Source organism: Campylobacter sp. FOBRC14 (genome assembly GCF_000287855.1).
Lineage (GTDB): Bacteria > Campylobacterota > Campylobacteria > Campylobacterales > Campylobacteraceae > Campylobacter_A > Campylobacter_A curvus.
In genome coordinates, this window is the sequence record NZ_ALJJ01000009.1 from 273816 (window position 1) to 290525 (window position 16710).

At 42.2% G+C, this 16710-nt stretch carries 24 protein-coding genes; 10 read left to right on the forward strand and 14 right to left on the reverse strand.

Features of this window, described 5'->3' with window-relative positions; all coding sequences use genetic code 11:
- Positions 1 to 3 precede the first annotated feature (3 nt).
- The 14 genes from HMPREF1139_RS04635 to HMPREF1139_RS04695 are packed head-to-tail and all read right to left on the reverse strand — an operon-like array spanning position 4 to position 8021.
- Positions 4 to 516: a phage major tail tube protein gene (locus HMPREF1139_RS04635; protein ID WP_009650306.1), complete on the reverse strand. Its 513-nt coding sequence runs from the start codon at positions 514 to 516 to the stop codon at positions 4 to 6.
- A gap of 10 nt (positions 517 to 526) precedes the next feature.
- A complete protein-coding gene (locus HMPREF1139_RS04640; RefSeq protein WP_009650219.1) occupies positions 527 to 1690 on the reverse strand; it encodes a phage tail sheath family protein in 1164 nt (387 codons plus the stop codon).
- A gap of 18 nt (positions 1691 to 1708) precedes the next feature.
- Positions 1709 to 2314, reverse strand: coding sequence for a DUF7338 family protein (locus HMPREF1139_RS04645; RefSeq protein ID WP_009650229.1), 606 nt, complete (start codon positions 2312 to 2314; stop codon positions 1709 to 1711).
- Entirely contained in the window at positions 2311 to 2463 is a 153-nt protein-coding gene (locus tag HMPREF1139_RS11705; RefSeq protein WP_009650301.1) for a hypothetical protein, read from the reverse strand. The genes HMPREF1139_RS04645 and HMPREF1139_RS11705 overlap by 4 nt, the downstream gene beginning before the upstream one ends.
- Complete coding sequence (locus tag HMPREF1139_RS04650; RefSeq protein WP_009649937.1) at positions 2460 to 2768, reverse strand: hypothetical protein; 309 nt, start codon at positions 2766 to 2768, stop codon at positions 2460 to 2462. Before HMPREF1139_RS04650 ends, HMPREF1139_RS11705 begins: the two co-directional genes overlap by 4 nt.
- Positions 2769 to 2779: 11 nt before the next feature.
- Positions 2780 to 4126, reverse strand: coding sequence for a tail fiber protein (locus HMPREF1139_RS04655; protein WP_009650075.1), 1347 nt, complete (start codon positions 4124 to 4126; stop codon positions 2780 to 2782).
- The gene (locus HMPREF1139_RS04660) at positions 4119 to 4673 is read right to left on the reverse strand and encodes a phage tail protein (RefSeq protein ID WP_009650357.1); all 555 of its coding nucleotides are present in this window, start codon (positions 4671 to 4673) and stop codon (positions 4119 to 4121) included. The genes HMPREF1139_RS04655 and HMPREF1139_RS04660 overlap by 8 nt, the downstream gene beginning before the upstream one ends.
- Positions 4670 to 5752 carry a baseplate assembly protein gene (locus HMPREF1139_RS04665; RefSeq protein ID WP_009650032.1) on the reverse strand — a complete coding sequence of 361 codons (1083 nt, stop codon included), beginning with the start codon at positions 5750 to 5752 and terminating at the stop codon, positions 4670 to 4672. The genes HMPREF1139_RS04660 and HMPREF1139_RS04665 overlap by 4 nt, the downstream gene beginning before the upstream one ends.
- A complete protein-coding gene (locus tag HMPREF1139_RS04670; RefSeq protein ID WP_009650199.1) occupies positions 5749 to 6033 on the reverse strand; it encodes a GPW/gp25 family protein in 285 nt (94 codons plus the stop codon). The genes HMPREF1139_RS04665 and HMPREF1139_RS04670 overlap by 4 nt, the downstream gene beginning before the upstream one ends.
- A gap of 1 nt (position 6034) precedes the next feature.
- The gene (locus HMPREF1139_RS04675; protein ID WP_009650082.1) at positions 6035 to 6646 is read right to left on the reverse strand and encodes a phage baseplate assembly protein V; all 612 of its coding nucleotides are present in this window, start codon (positions 6644 to 6646) and stop codon (positions 6035 to 6037) included.
- Positions 6643 to 7011: a hypothetical protein gene (locus HMPREF1139_RS04680; protein ID WP_009650031.1), complete on the reverse strand. Its 369-nt coding sequence runs from the start codon at positions 7009 to 7011 to the stop codon at positions 6643 to 6645. Before HMPREF1139_RS04680 ends, HMPREF1139_RS04675 begins: the two co-directional genes overlap by 4 nt.
- Positions 7008 to 7241: a hypothetical protein gene (locus tag HMPREF1139_RS04685; RefSeq protein ID WP_009650051.1), complete on the reverse strand. Its 234-nt coding sequence runs from the start codon at positions 7239 to 7241 to the stop codon at positions 7008 to 7010. The genes HMPREF1139_RS04680 and HMPREF1139_RS04685 overlap by 4 nt, the downstream gene beginning before the upstream one ends.
- On the reverse strand, positions 7238 to 7600 hold the full coding sequence (locus HMPREF1139_RS04690) for a hypothetical protein (protein WP_009650185.1): 363 nt from the start codon (positions 7598 to 7600) through the stop codon (positions 7238 to 7240). The genes HMPREF1139_RS04685 and HMPREF1139_RS04690 overlap by 4 nt, the downstream gene beginning before the upstream one ends.
- The gene (locus HMPREF1139_RS04695; protein WP_009650047.1) at positions 7581 to 8021 is read right to left on the reverse strand and encodes a glycoside hydrolase family protein; all 441 of its coding nucleotides are present in this window, start codon (positions 8019 to 8021) and stop codon (positions 7581 to 7583) included. Before HMPREF1139_RS04695 ends, HMPREF1139_RS04690 begins: the two co-directional genes overlap by 20 nt.
- Positions 8022 to 8172: 151 nt before the next feature.
- Here HMPREF1139_RS04695 and HMPREF1139_RS04700 point away from each other — a divergent pair, with 151 nt between their 5' ends.
- From HMPREF1139_RS04700 to HMPREF1139_RS04745, 10 genes are all read left to right on the forward strand, one after another.
- A complete protein-coding gene (locus tag HMPREF1139_RS04700) occupies positions 8173 to 8616 on the forward strand; it encodes a hypothetical protein (protein WP_009649976.1) in 444 nt (147 codons plus the stop codon).
- A gap of 2 nt (positions 8617 to 8618) precedes the next feature.
- Positions 8619 to 9470: a phage protease gene (locus HMPREF1139_RS04705; protein ID WP_009650312.1), complete on the forward strand. Its 852-nt coding sequence runs from the start codon at positions 8619 to 8621 to the stop codon at positions 9468 to 9470.
- On the forward strand, positions 9470 to 9805 hold the full coding sequence (locus HMPREF1139_RS04710) for a hypothetical protein (protein WP_009650251.1): 336 nt from the start codon (positions 9470 to 9472) through the stop codon (positions 9803 to 9805). The genes HMPREF1139_RS04705 and HMPREF1139_RS04710 overlap by 1 nt, the downstream gene beginning before the upstream one ends.
- Position 9806: 1 nt before the next feature.
- Positions 9807 to 10778 carry a major capsid protein gene (locus HMPREF1139_RS04715; RefSeq protein ID WP_009650342.1) on the forward strand — a complete coding sequence of 324 codons (972 nt, stop codon included), beginning with the start codon at positions 9807 to 9809 and terminating at the stop codon, positions 10776 to 10778.
- 114 nt (positions 10779 to 10892) lie between these two features.
- The gene (locus HMPREF1139_RS04720) at positions 10893 to 11303 is read left to right on the forward strand and encodes a phage protein Gp36 family protein (RefSeq protein ID WP_009649947.1); all 411 of its coding nucleotides are present in this window, start codon (positions 10893 to 10895) and stop codon (positions 11301 to 11303) included.
- Positions 11304 to 11312: 9 nt separating this feature from the next.
- Entirely contained in the window at positions 11313 to 11807 is a 495-nt protein-coding gene (locus tag HMPREF1139_RS04725; protein ID WP_009650257.1) for a DUF1804 family protein, read from the forward strand.
- 8 nt (positions 11808 to 11815) lie between these two features.
- A complete protein-coding gene (gene terL / locus HMPREF1139_RS04730) occupies positions 11816 to 13459 on the forward strand; it encodes a phage terminase large subunit (protein WP_009650332.1) in 1644 nt (547 codons plus the stop codon).
- Positions 13456 to 14835, forward strand: a complete 1380-nt coding sequence (locus HMPREF1139_RS04735; RefSeq protein ID WP_009650057.1) for a phage portal protein family protein — start codon at positions 13456 to 13458, stop codon at positions 14833 to 14835. Before terL ends, HMPREF1139_RS04735 begins: the two co-directional genes overlap by 4 nt.
- Positions 14825 to 16093: a phage head morphogenesis protein gene (locus HMPREF1139_RS04740; RefSeq protein WP_009650021.1), complete on the forward strand. Its 1269-nt coding sequence runs from the start codon at positions 14825 to 14827 to the stop codon at positions 16091 to 16093. The genes HMPREF1139_RS04735 and HMPREF1139_RS04740 overlap by 11 nt, the downstream gene beginning before the upstream one ends.
- 130 nt (positions 16094 to 16223) lie before the next feature.
- A complete protein-coding gene (locus tag HMPREF1139_RS04745; RefSeq protein WP_009650355.1) occupies positions 16224 to 16703 on the forward strand; it encodes a phage virion morphogenesis protein in 480 nt (159 codons plus the stop codon).
- Positions 16704 to 16710 lie beyond the last annotated feature (7 nt).

The following is a 16710-nucleotide window of genomic DNA, read 5'->3' on the forward strand; positions in this document are numbered from 1 at the left end:
TTTTTATTCGCTTAAATTTGACCTGACTTTTGCCAGGTAATCCACTCCACCGATAAGGCAGATCATGTTTTCCACGTCAAACACTATCATCGGGATCTTATCGATATTTAGATCTAAAAAATGCACCGCAAGCTTCACATTTACCTCCATCTCTTTGCCGCTTTCAAAGCTACCCGGATCTATCTCGACGATGTCTCCTGTGACCGCCATTGAAAACGGCATCGGCTCACGGCCGGCTTGAAATATGCTTGCCTTGAATAAAAATGGAATTCTGTTTTTCCAAGTGTTTAAGCCGTATCCTAAGAACATGTTTTTATCGAGGATATTTAGCTTAAATTCCATCTCAACGGCCTTTATTGAGCCGCTTGCAAAATTTCCGCTGAGCGCTCCTTTCATCTCTACCATCTCTTGCTCGATCTTTGGTATCGTTAAAGACTTGACGACGCCTAGATAGCCTTGCCCGTTGATGTAGACGTTTGCTTCTTGCACTACTTGAGGTATTTGTCTTTTTACCATGTTTCACTCCTTATTTGTTTAGATCGTTTAGTAAATTTTCACCATACTTGTCAGTATAAATGAAATCAAGCGTAAGCTGTTTGACGATAGGGTTGTTTTGCATACGGACGTCAAGATAAAATTTACCTGCCGTGATGTTTGCAAGTGTGTTTTTCTCGCTCCAGCTGATCTCGTATCCGATAAGCACCTTTGCACCAACTAATGAGCGAAGTAGCTCATCAACCGAACGTTTGGCGTGATAGAGCTGATCGGCTCTGCGATCTATCGCAAATAAAACGCCTTTTTGGCAAGCTTCGCTGATACGATCAAATATCCTAACCCTAGCAAGATCTTGCCAGATTGTATCTTGATCGCTAGTTTCACCACCCCATGCCCTAAAGCCACTTTCTCTGATGATCGTTGAGATATACGCCCCGCGTAGCTCATCAGCCGTGCATGTTTCACCCAGCTCGAAATCTACGTCTATCTGCGTGCCTGATATTCCTATCATAACGCGGTTTGAGTAGCTGTCGGCGTATCCAAACTCACTGCTGCCATCAGTGTGAGCTATCATGCCAGCTAGCCTTGCGCTTTGTCCCTCGAATACATAAGCATTCGTCTCATCATCCCAAACTTTGACATTTGGATAGCTTGCGATCAGCCTGCGTGATCCAAAGTCCGCCATTTTTGTGATAGCCGAGGCTGCATCATCTGCTTTTAGATCGATTATACCGGTTGCTTTGAGCCTTTCGCTCATCTTTTCGATCGCTCCTTTTATGGCGTCCTCGTGAGAATACTCGGGGGCAATGATTATGTTCGGACGATAGCCGAATTTCGACTTTGCGTTTTTGAGTGTTTCGATAGCTGCTTTGCATTCTGTGATCTCGTCATTGGTATCCGCGTCATCATCTTTTGTGAATACCGAGAGTATGATCTGCGTTTGCACGGCTTGATCGCTGATAGCTTTCAGAGCTTTATAAACGCTGCCTTTTTTGAATGTTTGATTCGCCTTTTTCTTTGCCTCGTATTTTTGCTCTATCGCATCGATCGCTTTGTCCGTAGTCATGAAAAAGTGCATACCGTTTTCAAGTAGCTCTTCATACCCAGCTATCGCGATCGGAGTCGTAGTCTCGACCTGTATAGGTCTTGCTGCTTCTGCTGAAATCGTTATGTTTACGCCGTATTTTGCTGCCATGTTTTCTCCTTTTAAATTTTAATGTTTCACTCTTTTTATCGGGTTTACCGCCCACACACTCTTTAACGCTGGCTTGTCATCCGCTTCAAGATATGTATGTGCGTTCATCTCATTCATACCTGCCACGTCCATCAGCTTCCAGCCAAGATATATGCGACAATAGAAATTCTTGAGAATTCCGCCGTATCTGATAGTTCGGTAGTATCCGAAACGCTCTTTGCCGTTTTTGAGCTTGCAGATCACTAGACACCAATCAGATACGATGCCGCCATTTGAAGTGATTTTTGGATTGCCTTGCGTGATCACGCTTGACGGCTCGATGTCTCTCACTCTCACACCTAGAAATTTGACCGAAAAAACACCGATACGATTTCTAAGCAGCCAGCGCAAGCGAGCATAGTATGTCCTTTCTTTTCCCGGAAAGTGTTCGTTTTTCCAGCCCTCATCGCCGTTGATGCCATAGTCTGGGTCATCAAACCAGCTCGCCCAATGTGGCAAGTGTTCGTCCTCTTTTTTGCAAAAGGCTACTGCGATCGGAACTACTAGAAATGCCAAAATTTCAAACGGAAGCTCGATGATTACGTTTGTTAGGATTTGGCAAATTTGTTTTTTAGATATTCTCATTTTTTACCTTTTTCGGTTTTTTCTGTGTTTTCTAGCTCTTTTGAGTCGGTTTCATACTTTGGGCTTTTCGGACAACCATCCCAGGTGCACTCGCCTTTTGTGTCTAGCTTTGAGCTGCAGATCTCGCAGCGTTTGACTCTTTTTCTCATTGCTCGTCTCCTTTTGTCAGATTTTCTTTTTGGGCGAGGAGTTCTTTGTATTCCTCGCGAAGTTCGGATAGCACGCTATCGTTTCCGATGAGTATGGCGTGGCGGATGTAGCCCTCAGTCTCTTTGATTTGCTCCTCTAGTTCGGCTAGCTCTTTTTGCTTTAGCTGTTCTTTGCTTGGTGCGGGATTGAGTATCTCATCCACTTCTTTTTTTAAAATTTCGATCCATTCTGATTTTTTAAATTCTGCTACGTCTTTCTCATCTAGTGCGTAGATTTGATTTTGTTGGTCTTTGAAGTATTTCATTTGTTGTTCCTTTATCGTAGTTCGGCCCAGTGATATAGCGTGGTCGAGCCTTTAAGAGCATATGTTGCTTTGCTTGGGATGATGGCACAAAGACTAGTGAGAGCATTCGAGCCGTCATTTCCTACTGCAGCTTTTATGTTGTTTGTGAATAGCTCCGCCAAATTGTCGTTCGTGGTGATAGACACCATCATAGGTCTATCCGTAGTGTTTGTATATGTGATACCAATTTGCCTCTGGCTAGTCATATCCTGCCAAGTTTGATTGATGCCGATGCTTGAAATACCTGCGACCGCTTTCTCGCTCACGGCTACGTCCTCTTGCTGCCCAGTGATAGAGTTTTTGATTTTGATGAGACCAGCTTTTGTCTCAGTAGCGTATGGTGTTTTGTCGATGTCAGATTGTTTGGCCTCTCTGACATTTTTGGCTTTGATGATGAAAACTACTGCGCTGTTTTGAGGTCTTGTTTCGATACCGCCGGCATTCGTAGTGGAAAAACGAAACCTAGTGTTGCCGTCGTTTCTTGGATTTTTTCCAAAGGAGTTACTGCCCGCTGCTACTAGCTCTGTTTCATTGTTCCCATACCATACGTAGTGGCTATGTTCCTTTATTTCGTCGCCTTGCAAAGCACCAAGAGCTGCAGCATTTCCGCCAGTACCACGCATGAAGCGTCCGTCGTTGAATTTCGGTAGCTTGAATTTGCTTGTATCGCTTGGTGTGCCGTATGTATCACCAATGATCTCATATAGTTCTTTGTATTCGCTCTTTGAAATTTCGCGTCCATCGCAAAGCAAATAGCCTGCCGGGATTTTGCTTTCAGAGCTCCACGCCAGGTATGCACCTATCGGAGTGCCGTCGCTTGCTTCATCTTTCTTGAGATAGATTTCATCTGTATTCACACCTTTGATTTTTAAGACCCCGGCATTAACGCTAGCATCCGTCCTAAAGCCTTCGTGTGTGAAGTAATGCCACACTGGTGCGCCATCAGGTTTTGGGGTGCCAAGACCTATAGCTTGACCTTTGTTTTTAGCCTCGATTAAAAAGTGGCTATTATTGTTATTTGCGTGAAATACCCCCTCACTACCGATAACTAAAGGCTTAGTAAAGGTATTTTCTTTTGCAAGCTGAGCAAAGGCATCAGCTGTTTTGTCGTCTAGCTTTTTGCTATTGACCGCTGTTTCTTCTTTACCAAGCTTTCCATCATTTAGAGTATTTATATTCTCTTTTAGGAATTTCGTCCTATTTGCCAGCTGTTTTGCTTGCTTGTTTGAGATACCGTCTATCCCGCCAACCACCGGGTCGGTGACTTCAAGCTGATAGATGCCTTCTTCCCACTTGTTTTCTTCTTTTAGGTTAGCCATTGTATGCTCCATAGTTGAATTGATCGTTATATTTTATTTGCCCGTCGTAGATCACGCCGCTTGCTCTATGATCTATGCTTACAAGCACACACCTTGCAGGAGCTGCACTCTTGGCGGCGTCGCTTATTTGTTTTGCTTTTTGCTTTGAAAGGGGGATGCTAGCAATGATGCTATACTCCGCCCAGTGTGTGTTAGAGCCGTAAAACCTACTTTTGTTATACTCGATGGATCCGTCATATTTTTGATTTAGGTTACCCTCGATGATCACCGCTCCGCTATCTACGCTTTGCACCGCCTTTTTTACAGCGTAAAACGAACCGCTATAAAAGTGAATTTTAAAGGCGTTTTTTATAAGCCACCTAGCATTCGTTTCATTTAGCCCGTCTATATCCACATCAAAGCTTGCGGCTAGGATAGGTAGCAAAGAAGCCGGGCAAGAACCCGCGAGCGTATTTATTGCACTGATGTCAAGACCATCGAATCTAAGCCCGAATAGCTCATCAAGCAGCTTATCAAGTTTGCTTTTATGATTTGGTAGCAGGCTCATAGCTCGGCCTTTTTGTAGCTTAGATTGAAATTTAGCCTTATGAAGCTATCATCATTTACTTTTATGTCGGCAGCGGGAGTTTTTAAATTTACCCTGTAAACCCCATTTTTATGAAGCGTGGAGTAGATATAGCTTAAATTTAGATCCTCGCCTAAACTTAAACTGCTCCTGCTTGATTTGATAACCTTATCGATCTCATCTTGCAAAAACATATCTGTTAACTCAAGCTGGGCTGTGATCTGGATATCTTTGATAGTCGCGTTTTTGACATTCACTGTATCAGTGAGCGGTCTGACCTTTTCACCGCCTAGATGATCCTCTACGCTAGCTCTTGTTGCTTCGCTCATATCGGAGGTTTTTAGATAGACATTCACGATGCCGGGACCGCCGTTTAGCACGCTTACTTCCTCAACCTTTGCGTTTGCAGATAATGCTTGATAAATATATGCTTTTGCGCTTCCAGCCGTTGAAAATCTCTCCAGCGAAAGCACAGCTCTTTGCCTAAGCCTATCATCGCTTTCTTTGTCAGCTCCGCCGCTAAAATTTGATGTTTGTTTGGCTTTGAGTACAAAAGGTAGCGGAGTTTGAATGAGTTCGCATTTGACCGTGCTTTCCTTAATAAACTCATCAAGAACTATTTTACCGGTGGCTTTTAGCTCGCCGCGTTTGATGACTACGCTATCTTTGAGGATGGCGATACCCCCTTTTTCACTTCTGAATACGCTCTTTGCAGGCACGATGGTATCGCTATCTTTTAGGGTAGACAGGCAAAGCTCGATGCCCGCTGTTGGCTTTTCTCCTTGAAGTCTTTCGATACCATAGATCGCAACGACATTGTCAAGATCACTGCCTGAGGCATAAGGTAAAAGCATACTTTTCACGCTTTCATTTATCCTTGCCCTTAAAAGCAGCTCACGATATGCAAGCGTTTCAAGAAGCGCAGAGAAACGATCGCTTTCAAGCAAAGAAACTTCATCGTCATTCAAATAGCTTTTAAAAAGCTCTTTAATGCCCTTTAAAAGCTCGTTAAAATTTAGCTCTTCGATGACGTTTGGATATGGCAAATTTTCTAACTTCATATTTCAATCCCTATCTCATCGCCACTGGTTAAAACTACTTTAAAATTTAGCCTATGATCTTTTAGGCTTATTAGCTTCACTTCATCTATCTTTATGCGAGTTTCCCACTTTTCGATAGCTTCGATGACGTAGCAGGCAAGATCCGCACGAAATTCATCATCTACTTTTCTATCTATAAGCTCAAATATACGGCTGCCATAATCGGGCAGCATGACGCGAGATCCCAGTGGAGTGAGGAGTATATCTTTGATACTCTCTTCGATAGTTGCTAGATATTTCATCTTAGTCCCTTGCATATCCGTTATTTGTGTGATTTGTGAGATCGCCTCTGCTGTCGCTTACGCTACCACCAAATTTAGCGTCGCCACCTGCGCTGATCGAGCCCGTTATTTTCACATTCCCGTTTATCTCGAAGCTTCCGCTGCCCCCACCGGTTCCTGCTGTGTTTATGCTGCCTTGTATTAAGGTATTGCCAAGAAGCTTTATGCTTGGGCTTTTTATTTGGGTGTCGGTTGCCTCTACCTTTACGTTTTTAGCTTTTACGTTCACATTCTCGCAGGTTATATTTATTTGCTTCGGGCTTGAAATCTCAAGTGTAGAGTTACTTACATCGTAGCTTATCTTTACGCCATCCTCGAAGACGCAAATTTGCTTGTTTTCATCGGTGCTTGGTGCCAAGTGAGCGCTTTGATAAATGCCTCGAAGCACTATGCCGGCATTTAGGCTACCACGAATAGGAAGCACGGCACACTGCTCGCCGACTCTGATCGGAGTCCAGCTTCTGACAAAAGAGTTTGCTAGCTGCATGACGGGCAAAAAATCAGTCACCATGGAGCCGATAGTTACACGCGCCCTGTCGCCGGATATTTCACTTATAATGCCAAGCTCTATCATTTGAGCCTATCCTTTATCTCTTTGACGTCGTCATGTATCTCGTTTAACTTTTTATTGTTGGCGTTATGATTGTCTCTCATCTTTTCAGCTAAATTTCTCATCGCAAAGGTATTATTATTTACGACCTCATTATTTTTCTCGTTTGCGCGTATAACAAGATCAGTCATCTTGGCTGAGGATCTTTGCGAAAAATAAAATATGATCAAGATGAGTGCAACAAATATAAGCACCAAAAATACCAAAAATTCATTCAGTCCCCAGCCACCCGCACCATTTATCGCGTGACCAAGTTCCCTGATTATGTCATCAGTCCCATCTTGTCCGTTTATGATAGTGCTACCCTCTGCCGTATAATCTCTATTCATTTACTCTCCCCTATACATTGCCTAAGTAGATCCTCACACTGCAGGTAATAGATCATCAAAGCTTTATGGCTTTCGAAATTTCCTTTATTCAGCGGCCTTACAGGCATATCAGCGTTACATCTGACCGGTACGAGCACATCTTTATATATGATATGCGGCTCTTTTGGCTGATTACTAGCACAGCCGCTGAATAAAAGCAACGTTAGGCACATAAGCAGTAAAATTTTCATTCAAATAGCTCCTTATAAGCTTTTAACTCCGCCTCGCAGCTTTTATTCTCGATATAAATTTTCTTGATCTTAGCGGCTGCAGGCGACTCTTTGACCTCGGTCTTTACCTGTGCTGATTTGATGGCTTCGTTTTGTAAAGCGATACGGGCATTGCAAGCGTTTAGATTATTTGAGCTTGTGACGTAGTCTTTCGTGAGACGCTCTTGCTTTTCGTTGCAAGCCTCCAACTCACTATTTAGAAGAGAATTCACGCTCTCAAGCTTTGAATTTTCCAAAAATAGATTTAGGCAAAGAATGCCCGCAAATGCAGCCAGCCCAAAGCCAAAAATAGACAAGAATTTACTCGTTAAAAAGTCCATTTAAAACCTTTTTTGCACGATTAGGAGTTTGCTTTGCCCAAAGCGAGTTCATACCACTTTGATAAGCCTGACGATATTCGCCGACTCTGATGTGATGAAGCGTAGTGACGAATTTCTTTACGCCTGGCACTCCTATTTGATAACACATTTCTATTACCACGTCTTGTACGTTTTTTGGTTTATCAGTAAGCCAAGAAAAGGCGCTGAATACTTCATCTTTAAGCTTTTTAATTTTTAAATTTAAGATTTGATCCGCCACCTCGCGGCTCATAGGCTCTACCTTGCCGCCATTGAGAGCTAGCTCATCACGCGTGAGTGAAGATACTTTAAAGCCATACCCGACCGTCGGATAGCCTCTTGTGTCTTCATATACGTGGCTATCAAAGCCTTCGTTTTCTTTGATGCTTGAAAGTAGGCTCATCGTTGCTCCTATCTGATTTTTGACGGCATATTACGCCAACTATTCCTCAAAATCCATCATTATTTTTTGACACGATTTTTTATCAAAAAACGTTATTAGATTTTTGGGTTTAAAAACTCCATAATTGCCAGCAAAGATGAAAAGGATAATGATGTTTGTAGAGTTTGAAAAAGACCTGCTCGCCACCATAAAAGAGATTTGCGAGAACACAAGGCCATATCTTGGTGAGTTTGAAAACAAAGACGAGATGGAGCTGCTCATAAAAGGTGGCGAAAGTTTCGTATTCGTTGAATTTGCAAGCGAGAAATATGACAACATAGTAGCAAGAAGCGCTACATATAATATTCATATATTAGCCTGCACTTCAAGCAAAGCTCAAAATTACCGTCAAGAAAATAAATTTAAAGCTCTTGGCTTATGTGAAAAGATAGATGAATTGCTTAGAAATTCAAATCTTGCAAATGAGTTTCAAATCAAGCCAAAAACCCTAAAAGTAAGGATAAACAACATAACCGATTATGGATATGTCTATGTACTCACACGCGAGATCGAGACCGAGTTTTTGCAAAAAGATGAATTTTTGACAGGAGAATAAGAATGCTGTTTCAAGGTAGGCTTTACGCGCTAAAAGAGGTAAAAGACAAAAAGGAACATGAAATTTTACTTGCCGTGACCGGCGAGTGGAACGGTCATCACTCCGGCGCTTTCAGGGTTGACAAGCTCGACATTCAAAGGATGAAAGAAAATTTTGATAGCCGCAAGATAGATCTAGTAGTCGATTACGAGCATCAAAGTCTTTGGGGCGGGGAGGCTCCGGCGGCTGGCTGGATTACCGAGGTTTGGAGCGCAAAAGATGATAGCGAGCTTTGGGGCAAGGTAAAGTGGACCGATAGAGCGCTTGAATACATCAAAAACGAAGAGTATCGCTATCTTAGCCCGGTATTTAATTTTAGTGCGGTCGATCAAAAGACTGGTGCCAATATCGGTGTGAGGTTAGAAAGTGTTGCACTGACCAATACGCCGTTTCTCGATGAGCTCGGCGAAGTTAAAATCAACAAAAATTTCAACCAACTAATAAAGGAGCAAAATATGGCGGATAAAAATCCAAACACACAGCCCGAAGGGCGAGATGCTGATAACAGCGTTCAATATGAAGCGCAGATCGCTGAACTCAAAAATCAACTAAACGCTTCGCAAACCGAGCTTGAATCCTTGAGGACTCAAATAGCGGAGGCTAAAGTAGAAGCTGCGATCGTAGCCAATAAAATCCCTACTTCTCAAAAAGAGTGGGCTCTAGGCTACGCAAAGGCGAACCTTGCAGGCTTTGAGGAGTTTTTAAAAGGTGCGGTCGTCCCGCAGCAAAAGCTAAATTTACCAAACGATATGTTTGAGAATAAAAGTAAAAGCAACGAAATAGACATTGTTAAATATGCTTTAGGAGAAGAATAATGCCAACAAATGAACAAATCAAACCAAAAACCTACGGGGACATAGTGGTAAACAAGGTGCTTGGAGTAAATGCTAAGGTAGAGACGACAAAGGCGCTTGAATGCGGGGTCGTGCTGTTTAGCATAAACGGCGGCGAGAGCTTTGCGCCTGTAACAAACGACAATCAAACCGCAACTATCGCAAATGCTGCAGCTGTGTTTGGTGTGCTAGCCGACAACGTATCTGCTACAAGCGAAGCTGACGTGCTAGTTTTAGGAGAAGTAAAGCTCTCCGGCGTTGCAACTGAACTAAAAACTGCACTATTCAAACAAAAAATAATCATAAGAGAGGTATAAAATGGACGAGCTTCTAAATAAATTTACTATTGAAAAGATGACCGAGATCGTCAATCATGCAAAAGCAGATCAAAGTCTCATAACGGATACTTTCTTCACAAAATGGACACCAACACTTTCAAATTCGCATGATATTATCATCACAAAAGGTGAAGGGGTAATACTTGAAAGCGTTAGCGAAAATGGAGAACATTTGGTGACCAAAAATGATGACGAGACTATCATCTCTGTTCCACTTCCGAGATTTCCGCAGTATAGCATATTGCCTGCAAGCGAGATGAATTTGCTAAAGACTCTCAATACTGAAGATGACCAAGTAAAATCTCTTGCAGCTATGATAGGAAAGAAATTGGCTAGACAAAAGAGTAATATCATAAATACGATCGAGTATATGGCAATAGGCGCTATATTTGGAAAAGTTATGGATGGCAAAGGTAATGTATTGTTTAGCTTAAGCGCAGCTCGTAAAAAAATAACCATTACGTCAGCTATGAGCTTACTAGATCTTCTTAATAACATCGATAAAGAACAAGCTAATGTCTTGGGACAAACAAAACCCTACATAGCTCTAGTCACAAGAGAGCTTTACGCTGAGCTTCTTAAAAAGGCTGAAGCAGCCGAGATGTTAAAAAACCAAACAGCCAAAGTAGTTGATAAGAATGGCGTCTTAGCCCTTGAGATTTTTGGCAAGGCATTTGTACCTTATGACGCAACATACAAGAACTCTAAAGGAAAGCCAACAAGCTATATGAGTGGCAAGCAAGCGGTAGTGGTTCCTCAAAGTAGTGAGATGTTCGAGATCGTCTATACCAGAGCGAACCATACTTCAGCCGTAGGAAGAGCTCCGACAAAGTTCTATGCTCCTACACCTGAAGTTCTACCAATGGGTGCGGGCTGGGCGATAGTTAGCGAAAGCAGACCTATACCTATCTGCAACAGACTTGATGCGATCATTGAGCTTGAAATGGCATAAATTGATTTAAAGGGCTGTGAAGCCCTTTAAATTTAAAAGACGAGTAAACATACTAGAAAAATGTTTTAAATGTTTTAATACCCCTTTAACGGCTATTAAAAGGCTTAAAATATTATGGAGCTAGACAAGATGATAAATAATGATGATCTGCTCAAAGAAATTTCAAACAAAGAGCTACTTGAGCTAAGCGACTTTGAGGGAAGCGGACAAATAAATCAAGACGTTATAGATGATAGCCAAAGTGACGCGCTTTCATACATCGCTTCGTTTATTTTATTGCCTGACAATCCGACCCCGCTTTTAAAAGATATAGCCGTAAATTTAACCATCATCGAGCTAAAAAAGCGAAACAACTTCCCGAAAGAAAGCCTGAAAGAACAGGTCGAAAAGATCGATGCGCTGCTCTTAAAAATGGCAGCGAAGAAGATCCCGACGCAAATCGAGGATAAAAGCCCGCCAAAGATGATCATCAGGGCTTTTAAGCACAAAAACAAACCGTTAAATTTAGATGAACTAGCGACTTAAAGGAAGTATATGGGCGAAAACAACACTACGATAAAAATCAAAGAGCTTGCCAAAGAGCTTTATTTGAAAGGCTTTTGTGTCGAGCGGATAGCTGAAATTTTAAATAAAAGCGTAAAAACCATAAAAAACTACAAGACAAATGACGGCAAGTGGGATGAGGCAAAAACGACAGCGTATCTAAGCGGTAGCGGTGAAGAGAAGCAAAATATATATCAAAATTTCATCGAAGAGATGCGCCTAGCAGTCAAAGACATCAGAGAAAGTGAGCTAAGCGCAAGCGAAAAAGCAAGAGCCCTTTCAAAGATCGGCGACAGCTTCGTAAAGATGAGCAAAGTGGCAAGCTATGAAGATCCGGCGGCTTATCGCCTAAGCATAGCCAAAAAAGTCATCATGCTGGTCGTAGAAAAATTTAAAGATGATGAAAACAAAGAGTGTATCAAAAAGCTCATCGAGCTCATCGAAAGTGAAAAATTCGTTAAAGCTATTGAAGAACTTGATGTGTAGGGGTTGATATGCTATTTTCAAAAGACGAATTAGACAGCTTCTTAGAGGACAAAAAAGACTTTTACGAGAGGCAAGGTGTCAGCGAGCCTGAGCTTTCAAAGCTTACGAGAAAGGATTTTTGCGAGTGGCTTGGCGAGCTAAAAGATGAGCTAAAAGAGCAGATACATCTAAACTCCATCCTTGACCCAAAACAAAAATCAGCACGTATAAAAAGAGCCGAATTTGATTTTGAATACTTCGCAAAGACCTATTTTCCGCACTACTTCACGATCACTGGCAAATGCGAGCTGCATGAGGATCTGGCGCACACATTTGAAGAGATCACGTCAAGCCCTGTTGGCAAAAAATATGCAAGAGCTGCCCCGCGTGGTCATGCAAAGACCACCTATTGCTCCCAGCTTTTTCCGCTTTGGTGTATCTGCTTTGGCAAAAAGCATTTCATCGTTGAAATTTCAGACGCAGTGGAGCTAGTAGAGGGTTGCTTGGAGGCTATTAAAGCAGAACTTGAAGATAACGCAAATTTAAAGGCTGATTTCCCACAAGTTTGCGGTGCTTCTAAAAACTGGAAAATAGGCGAATTTGTCTCGAAAAATGGCGTGAAAATAAAAGCCTTTGGCTCTGGCAAAAGGTTGCGTGGTGTTAAATTTGGCACATATCGCCCCGATCTTGCTGTGCTTGATGATTTGGAAAATGACACCAACGTAAGAAGCAAAGATCAACGCGACAAGCTTGAAGCGTGGCTTGATGAAGCGGTATTAAATTTAGGCAGCGTAGATGGTAGCTTAGACGTGCTTTATATCGGTACTATACTTCACGCTGATAGCGTGCTAGCAAGAAAACTCAAACTTAAATTTTGGAACGCCAAAAAATATCAGTCCATTATCAGTTTCCCAAAGAGAATGGATCTGTGGGAAGAGTGGGCGAATCTATATCGCAATGTATCCGTAGCAGCAAGCGATGAGTTTTATATGCGAAGAAAGAATTTGATGGATGAGGGCTCGCAGGTGCTTTGGCAAGAAGCCTTGCCGATCCTAAAACTCATGCAAAAAAGGGCTGAAAATTTAAAGAGTTTCAACAAGGAGCAGCAAAACGATCCTCGCAGTGAGGCTCAAATTTTCACGAAAGAATCGCTGCATTTTTATAAAGAACTTCCAAGGATAGATTACTTTGTCATGTATATCGACCCGGCGGGCGAAAAGAAAAAATCAGACTTTACGGCAATCACCGTGCTTGGAGTGAGCAAAAGCGAGCAAAAAATCTACATCTCCGAGAGCATAGTCGAAGTTATGAAAACCAAAAAGGCGATCAAGAAAATCATCGAGCTAAACCAAATTTATCGCTGCAGGATCTGTGCGATCGAGACCAACGGCGGACAAGAATTCTTTCGTCAGTGGATCAGAGAAAAGGCGTTCGAAGCGGGTGCAAAACTACCATTAAAAGGCGTGAATAACGTAGCAAACAAGGGACTGAGGATAGAAGAGCTCGAAGTGCCGATTGATGATGGCGAGATAGTGTTTCACAAAAGCCAAACTCTGCTGATCGAGCAGCTAATAGAGTATCCGGAGGCCAAGCACGACGACGCTCCCGATTCGCTTGCTGGAGCGTATAACTTAACCAAACTAACCAAGAAAATTCAAAGGCGGCATAGATGAAATTTCTAAATATTTTTAAAAACAAAAACGAAATCAAACAAAGCGGCAAAAGAGCGTCCATAATCTCAGCCAACAGCACGCTGATAGATCTAATCATGAATACAAGCGTCAGCCAGGTTAACGATAGCGACATAGATATGATCTTAAGCGATCTTACCGTTACGCAGTGTGATGTGAGCCGCAAGGCCGTGACCGAGAAAAAAGAGATACAAATCATCACGGAAGATGAAAACCTCAAAAGAGAATTTAAAAACATATTCAATCCTGACATCGTGAGCCAAGTCCTTGAAACATATCTTTACGGGCTAAATGTGTTCGAGATAAACTACAAAGAAAAAGACGGATTTATTTATCCACGACTAGTGCAGCGCGATTTTAGGAAATTTAAATTTAACGATGCGGGCGAATTTGTATTCAACGGTAGCGGTAGCGAGCAAGAGATCCCGCCTTTTAAAGTCATCTACGCGCTAAATAGAGCAAATTTTAAAAAGCAATACGGCGACGGGCTGCTTAAAAAGCTCTATTTTCCGGTCAAGATGAAAAATGCGAGCCTTAAATTTTGGTATAGGTTTTTGGAGCGGTTCGGCTCTCCTTGGGCTATTGCAAAAACTTCTTACGATCCGGACGAGCTCGCAAAGGAAGTCGATGCTATGCTTAGCGGCGATAGCGCGGTCATCGACAAAGACGAGGAGCTTGAACTCATTCAGCCTACATCAAATGTCGATTTTTCAAAGCTTCCAAACTACTTCGATACTCAAATAAGCAAGGCTATCTTAGGTGCAAATTTAACAAGCGATGTGAGAGAAGGAAGCTACGCGGCCGCACAGACGCACAACGAGATCAGAGAAGATCTCGCCGCAAACGATGCGAAAATTTTAGTTTTCGTAATGAATAAGGCGATCGACTTTTTTAAAGAGATCAACGGCTTTAACGGCGAGCTTAGCGCAAAGTTGTTCGATGAGGATGCGCCAAATACCGAAAGAGCTAACCGTGATAAGGTGCTATTTGATATGGGCTTCGTGCCTACTCAAAAATATATCAAAGACACCTACAATATCGAACTCGATGAGGAAAAAACGCAAGAGCAAGGTCAACAAACGGCAAAAATCACGGCCAATAAAACGCCCCTTAAAATCCCTTTAAAGGCTGTTAAAACGGGGTTGCCGATAGATAAATTTGACAAGGCTACAGATGAGCTTGAAATCGATGATGGGCAGATCGAGCTGGCTTTGAATAAATTCATAAACGAGAGCGAGACTTACGAAGAGGCATTTGAAAAGCTTTACGAGCTTTACGATCTGCCGTTTGATAGGCTTGAAGAGATGATGTTTCGCGCAATAGCAAACGCACAAATGGCGGGATATTATGAAGAGTAGTGATCTGGGCTTTTCATTTTTTGAGGAGCCTACTGCCGTATATGAATACATGGCTGGCAAAAAACCCGAGAAACATTTTGATTATGACGAGATCATGCATGACGCGCATAAAAAGACTTTTACGATCGCAAAGATGACAAATTTAGATCTCTTAAGAGATATGCAAGGCTCTCTTACAAAGGCCTTTAAAGAGGGTGTAGGCTTTGAAGAATGGAAGCAAAGCGTTAAACCTATGCTAGCCAAGAAAGGCTGGCTGGGAAATGTCAAAGTCAAAGATCCAAATACCGGTGAGGAAAAAGAAATTTATGTGGGAAACCGCAGGCTAAAAACTATCTATAACACCAATATGCGAACAGCCTACGCTAAGGCGAGATATGAAAGTCAGATGCAAAGTCTTGGAGAGTATTTTAGATACACGGCGGTGCTAGACGGTAGGACTAGAGCCTCACACCGTAGGCTTCACGGAAAGACTTTGCCGAAAACAGATCCTTTTTGGAACACGAACTATCCACCAAACGGCTATAACTGCCGCTGCAAAGTGCAGGTGCTTACAAAAGCAGAATGCGAAGCGCGCGGCATCACTCCGTTAGCAGACGGCTCGTTTTTGCCAAAAGCGGCTGAGAAAGACTTTGCGTACAACCCCGGCAAAGTCGAAAAGATAGATGAAATTTTCAAAGACAAAAAGGACGCTGCATTACAGAGCCTAACTAGCCCGAAAGCAAAAAAGGCTTTACAAGAGCTGCTTAAAGAGTTTGAACACGAGCGAGATATTTATGTGTGGCAAAAGGGGCTAGAGCAGGCCATAGACGAGATAATCGTAAAAGATAACCAAAAAGTGCCCATAAATATATTTCAAGTAGGCTTTTTGAGTAAAATTTTAGCTGATCTGGCAAGTAAAATTTTAAATAAAAGCATAGAAAGCGGCGGCATAGTCCTAACTAAAAAAGAGCTCACACATGCAAGCCCAAAGAGAAAGCAAGCCTATCAGCACGCTTTTAGAGTTGAAGAAATGAAGCGGATCGTCGAAGTGTTGCAAGATGAGGATAAGGCCTACGTGGATTTAAGAGAGGGCAAAAACAATATAGTTTTTATCTTTGATGACGAAGCAGATGAGACAAGATTAAATTTGATACCTATCGAAGTATCAAAAACGCATAAGAAATTTAAGGTCAAAAACTATGTCATTACGCTGGATAAAAACATAAAAGAGGATATTTTAGGCGCCATAAAAGGTGGAGAAATCAAAAAGTTAAAGTAGTGAACGGGCAGGATTTGAACCTGCAACATCGACGGCTTTCGCCCTCTGTGGTTACTCTCTCAATTTCTTGAGTTCACATCTTCGCTCACCACTTTCGATGCATTATATCATTACAAAAAGGTAAAGTCAAATGATAGAGGTTAAAGGACTCGAGGCGATAGAGGTAAAGCTCAAAAAGCTTCAAGATATAGGCACGAATACTAAGCCACTCATGCAAACTCTTGGCAACATCCTACAAAACGAGATCGAAGACGCTTTTGAAAACGAGACTAGCCCGTTTGGGCAGAAGTGGGCCACCTTAAAACCCAGTACACTAAAACAAAAGACCAAACAAGGCAAAGGCAGTAAGATCTTGCGAGGCGAGGGATACTTGGCCGACAGATGGATAACTAAAGCAAATAGCGATCAAGTAAGCGTATCTAACAATATCAAGAAAAACGGCTTTGCATATGGACTAACGCATCAATTTGGCACAAATAACGCTTTTGGACGAGGTATCAAAATCCCAGCACGTCCTTTTCTACCAGTTAGTAAAAAAGGCACTCTACCTAGTAAAACAAAGAAGGCTATAAGGGGCACTATAATTGAATTTATAAAGAATATAATATAATTTTGCC

Excerpts from the sequence above, each read along its gene's own strand:
- HMPREF1139_RS04635 (WP_009650306.1), bottom strand. The coding sequence starts at position 516 with ATGGTAAAAAGACAAATACCTCAAGTAGTGCAAGAAGCAAACGTCTAC.
- HMPREF1139_RS04640 (WP_009650219.1), bottom strand. The coding sequence starts at position 1,690 with ATGGCAGCAAAATACGGCGTAAACATAACGATTTCAGCAGAAGCAGCA.
- HMPREF1139_RS04645 (WP_009650229.1), bottom strand. The coding sequence starts at position 2,314 with ATGAGAATATCTAAAAAACAAATTTGCCAAATCCTAACAAACGTAATC.
- HMPREF1139_RS11705 (WP_009650301.1), bottom strand. The coding sequence starts at position 2,463 with ATGAGAAAAAGAGTCAAACGCTGCGAGATCTGCAGCTCAAAGCTAGAC.
- HMPREF1139_RS04650 (WP_009649937.1), bottom strand. The coding sequence starts at position 2,768 with ATGAAATACTTCAAAGACCAACAAAATCAAATCTACGCACTAGATGAG.
- HMPREF1139_RS04655 (WP_009650075.1), bottom strand. The coding sequence starts at position 4,126 with ATGGCTAACCTAAAAGAAGAAAACAAGTGGGAAGAAGGCATCTATCAG.
- HMPREF1139_RS04660 (WP_009650357.1), bottom strand. The coding sequence starts at position 4,673 with ATGAGCCTGCTACCAAATCATAAAAGCAAACTTGATAAGCTGCTTGAT.
- HMPREF1139_RS04665 (WP_009650032.1), bottom strand. The coding sequence starts at position 5,752 with ATGAAGTTAGAAAATTTGCCATATCCAAACGTCATCGAAGAGCTAAAT.
- HMPREF1139_RS04670 (WP_009650199.1), bottom strand. The coding sequence starts at position 6,033 with ATGAAATATCTAGCAACTATCGAAGAGAGTATCAAAGATATACTCCTC.
- HMPREF1139_RS04675 (WP_009650082.1), bottom strand. The coding sequence starts at position 6,646 with ATGATAGAGCTTGGCATTATAAGTGAAATATCCGGCGACAGGGCGCGT.
- HMPREF1139_RS04680 (WP_009650031.1), bottom strand. The coding sequence starts at position 7,011 with ATGAATAGAGATTATACGGCAGAGGGTAGCACTATCATAAACGGACAA.
- HMPREF1139_RS04685 (WP_009650051.1), bottom strand. The coding sequence starts at position 7,241 with ATGAAAATTTTACTGCTTATGTGCCTAACGTTGCTTTTATTCAGCGGC.
- HMPREF1139_RS04690 (WP_009650185.1), bottom strand. The coding sequence starts at position 7,600 with ATGGACTTTTTAACGAGTAAATTCTTGTCTATTTTTGGCTTTGGGCTG.
- HMPREF1139_RS04695 (WP_009650047.1), bottom strand. The coding sequence starts at position 8,021 with ATGAGCCTACTTTCAAGCATCAAAGAAAACGAAGGCTTTGATAGCCAC.
- HMPREF1139_RS04700 (WP_009649976.1), top strand. The coding sequence starts at position 8,173 with ATGTTTGTAGAGTTTGAAAAAGACCTGCTCGCCACCATAAAAGAGATT.
- HMPREF1139_RS04705 (WP_009650312.1), top strand. The coding sequence starts at position 8,619 with ATGCTGTTTCAAGGTAGGCTTTACGCGCTAAAAGAGGTAAAAGACAAA.
- HMPREF1139_RS04710 (WP_009650251.1), top strand. The coding sequence starts at position 9,470 with ATGCCAACAAATGAACAAATCAAACCAAAAACCTACGGGGACATAGTG.
- HMPREF1139_RS04715 (WP_009650342.1), top strand. The coding sequence starts at position 9,807 with ATGGACGAGCTTCTAAATAAATTTACTATTGAAAAGATGACCGAGATC.
- HMPREF1139_RS04720 (WP_009649947.1), top strand. The coding sequence starts at position 10,893 with ATGGAGCTAGACAAGATGATAAATAATGATGATCTGCTCAAAGAAATT.
- HMPREF1139_RS04725 (WP_009650257.1), top strand. The coding sequence starts at position 11,313 with ATGGGCGAAAACAACACTACGATAAAAATCAAAGAGCTTGCCAAAGAG.
- terL (WP_009650332.1), top strand. The coding sequence starts at position 11,816 with ATGCTATTTTCAAAAGACGAATTAGACAGCTTCTTAGAGGACAAAAAA.
- HMPREF1139_RS04735 (WP_009650057.1), top strand. The coding sequence starts at position 13,456 with ATGAAATTTCTAAATATTTTTAAAAACAAAAACGAAATCAAACAAAGC.
- HMPREF1139_RS04740 (WP_009650021.1), top strand. The coding sequence starts at position 14,825 with ATGAAGAGTAGTGATCTGGGCTTTTCATTTTTTGAGGAGCCTACTGCC.
- HMPREF1139_RS04745 (WP_009650355.1), top strand. The coding sequence starts at position 16,224 with ATGATAGAGGTTAAAGGACTCGAGGCGATAGAGGTAAAGCTCAAAAAG.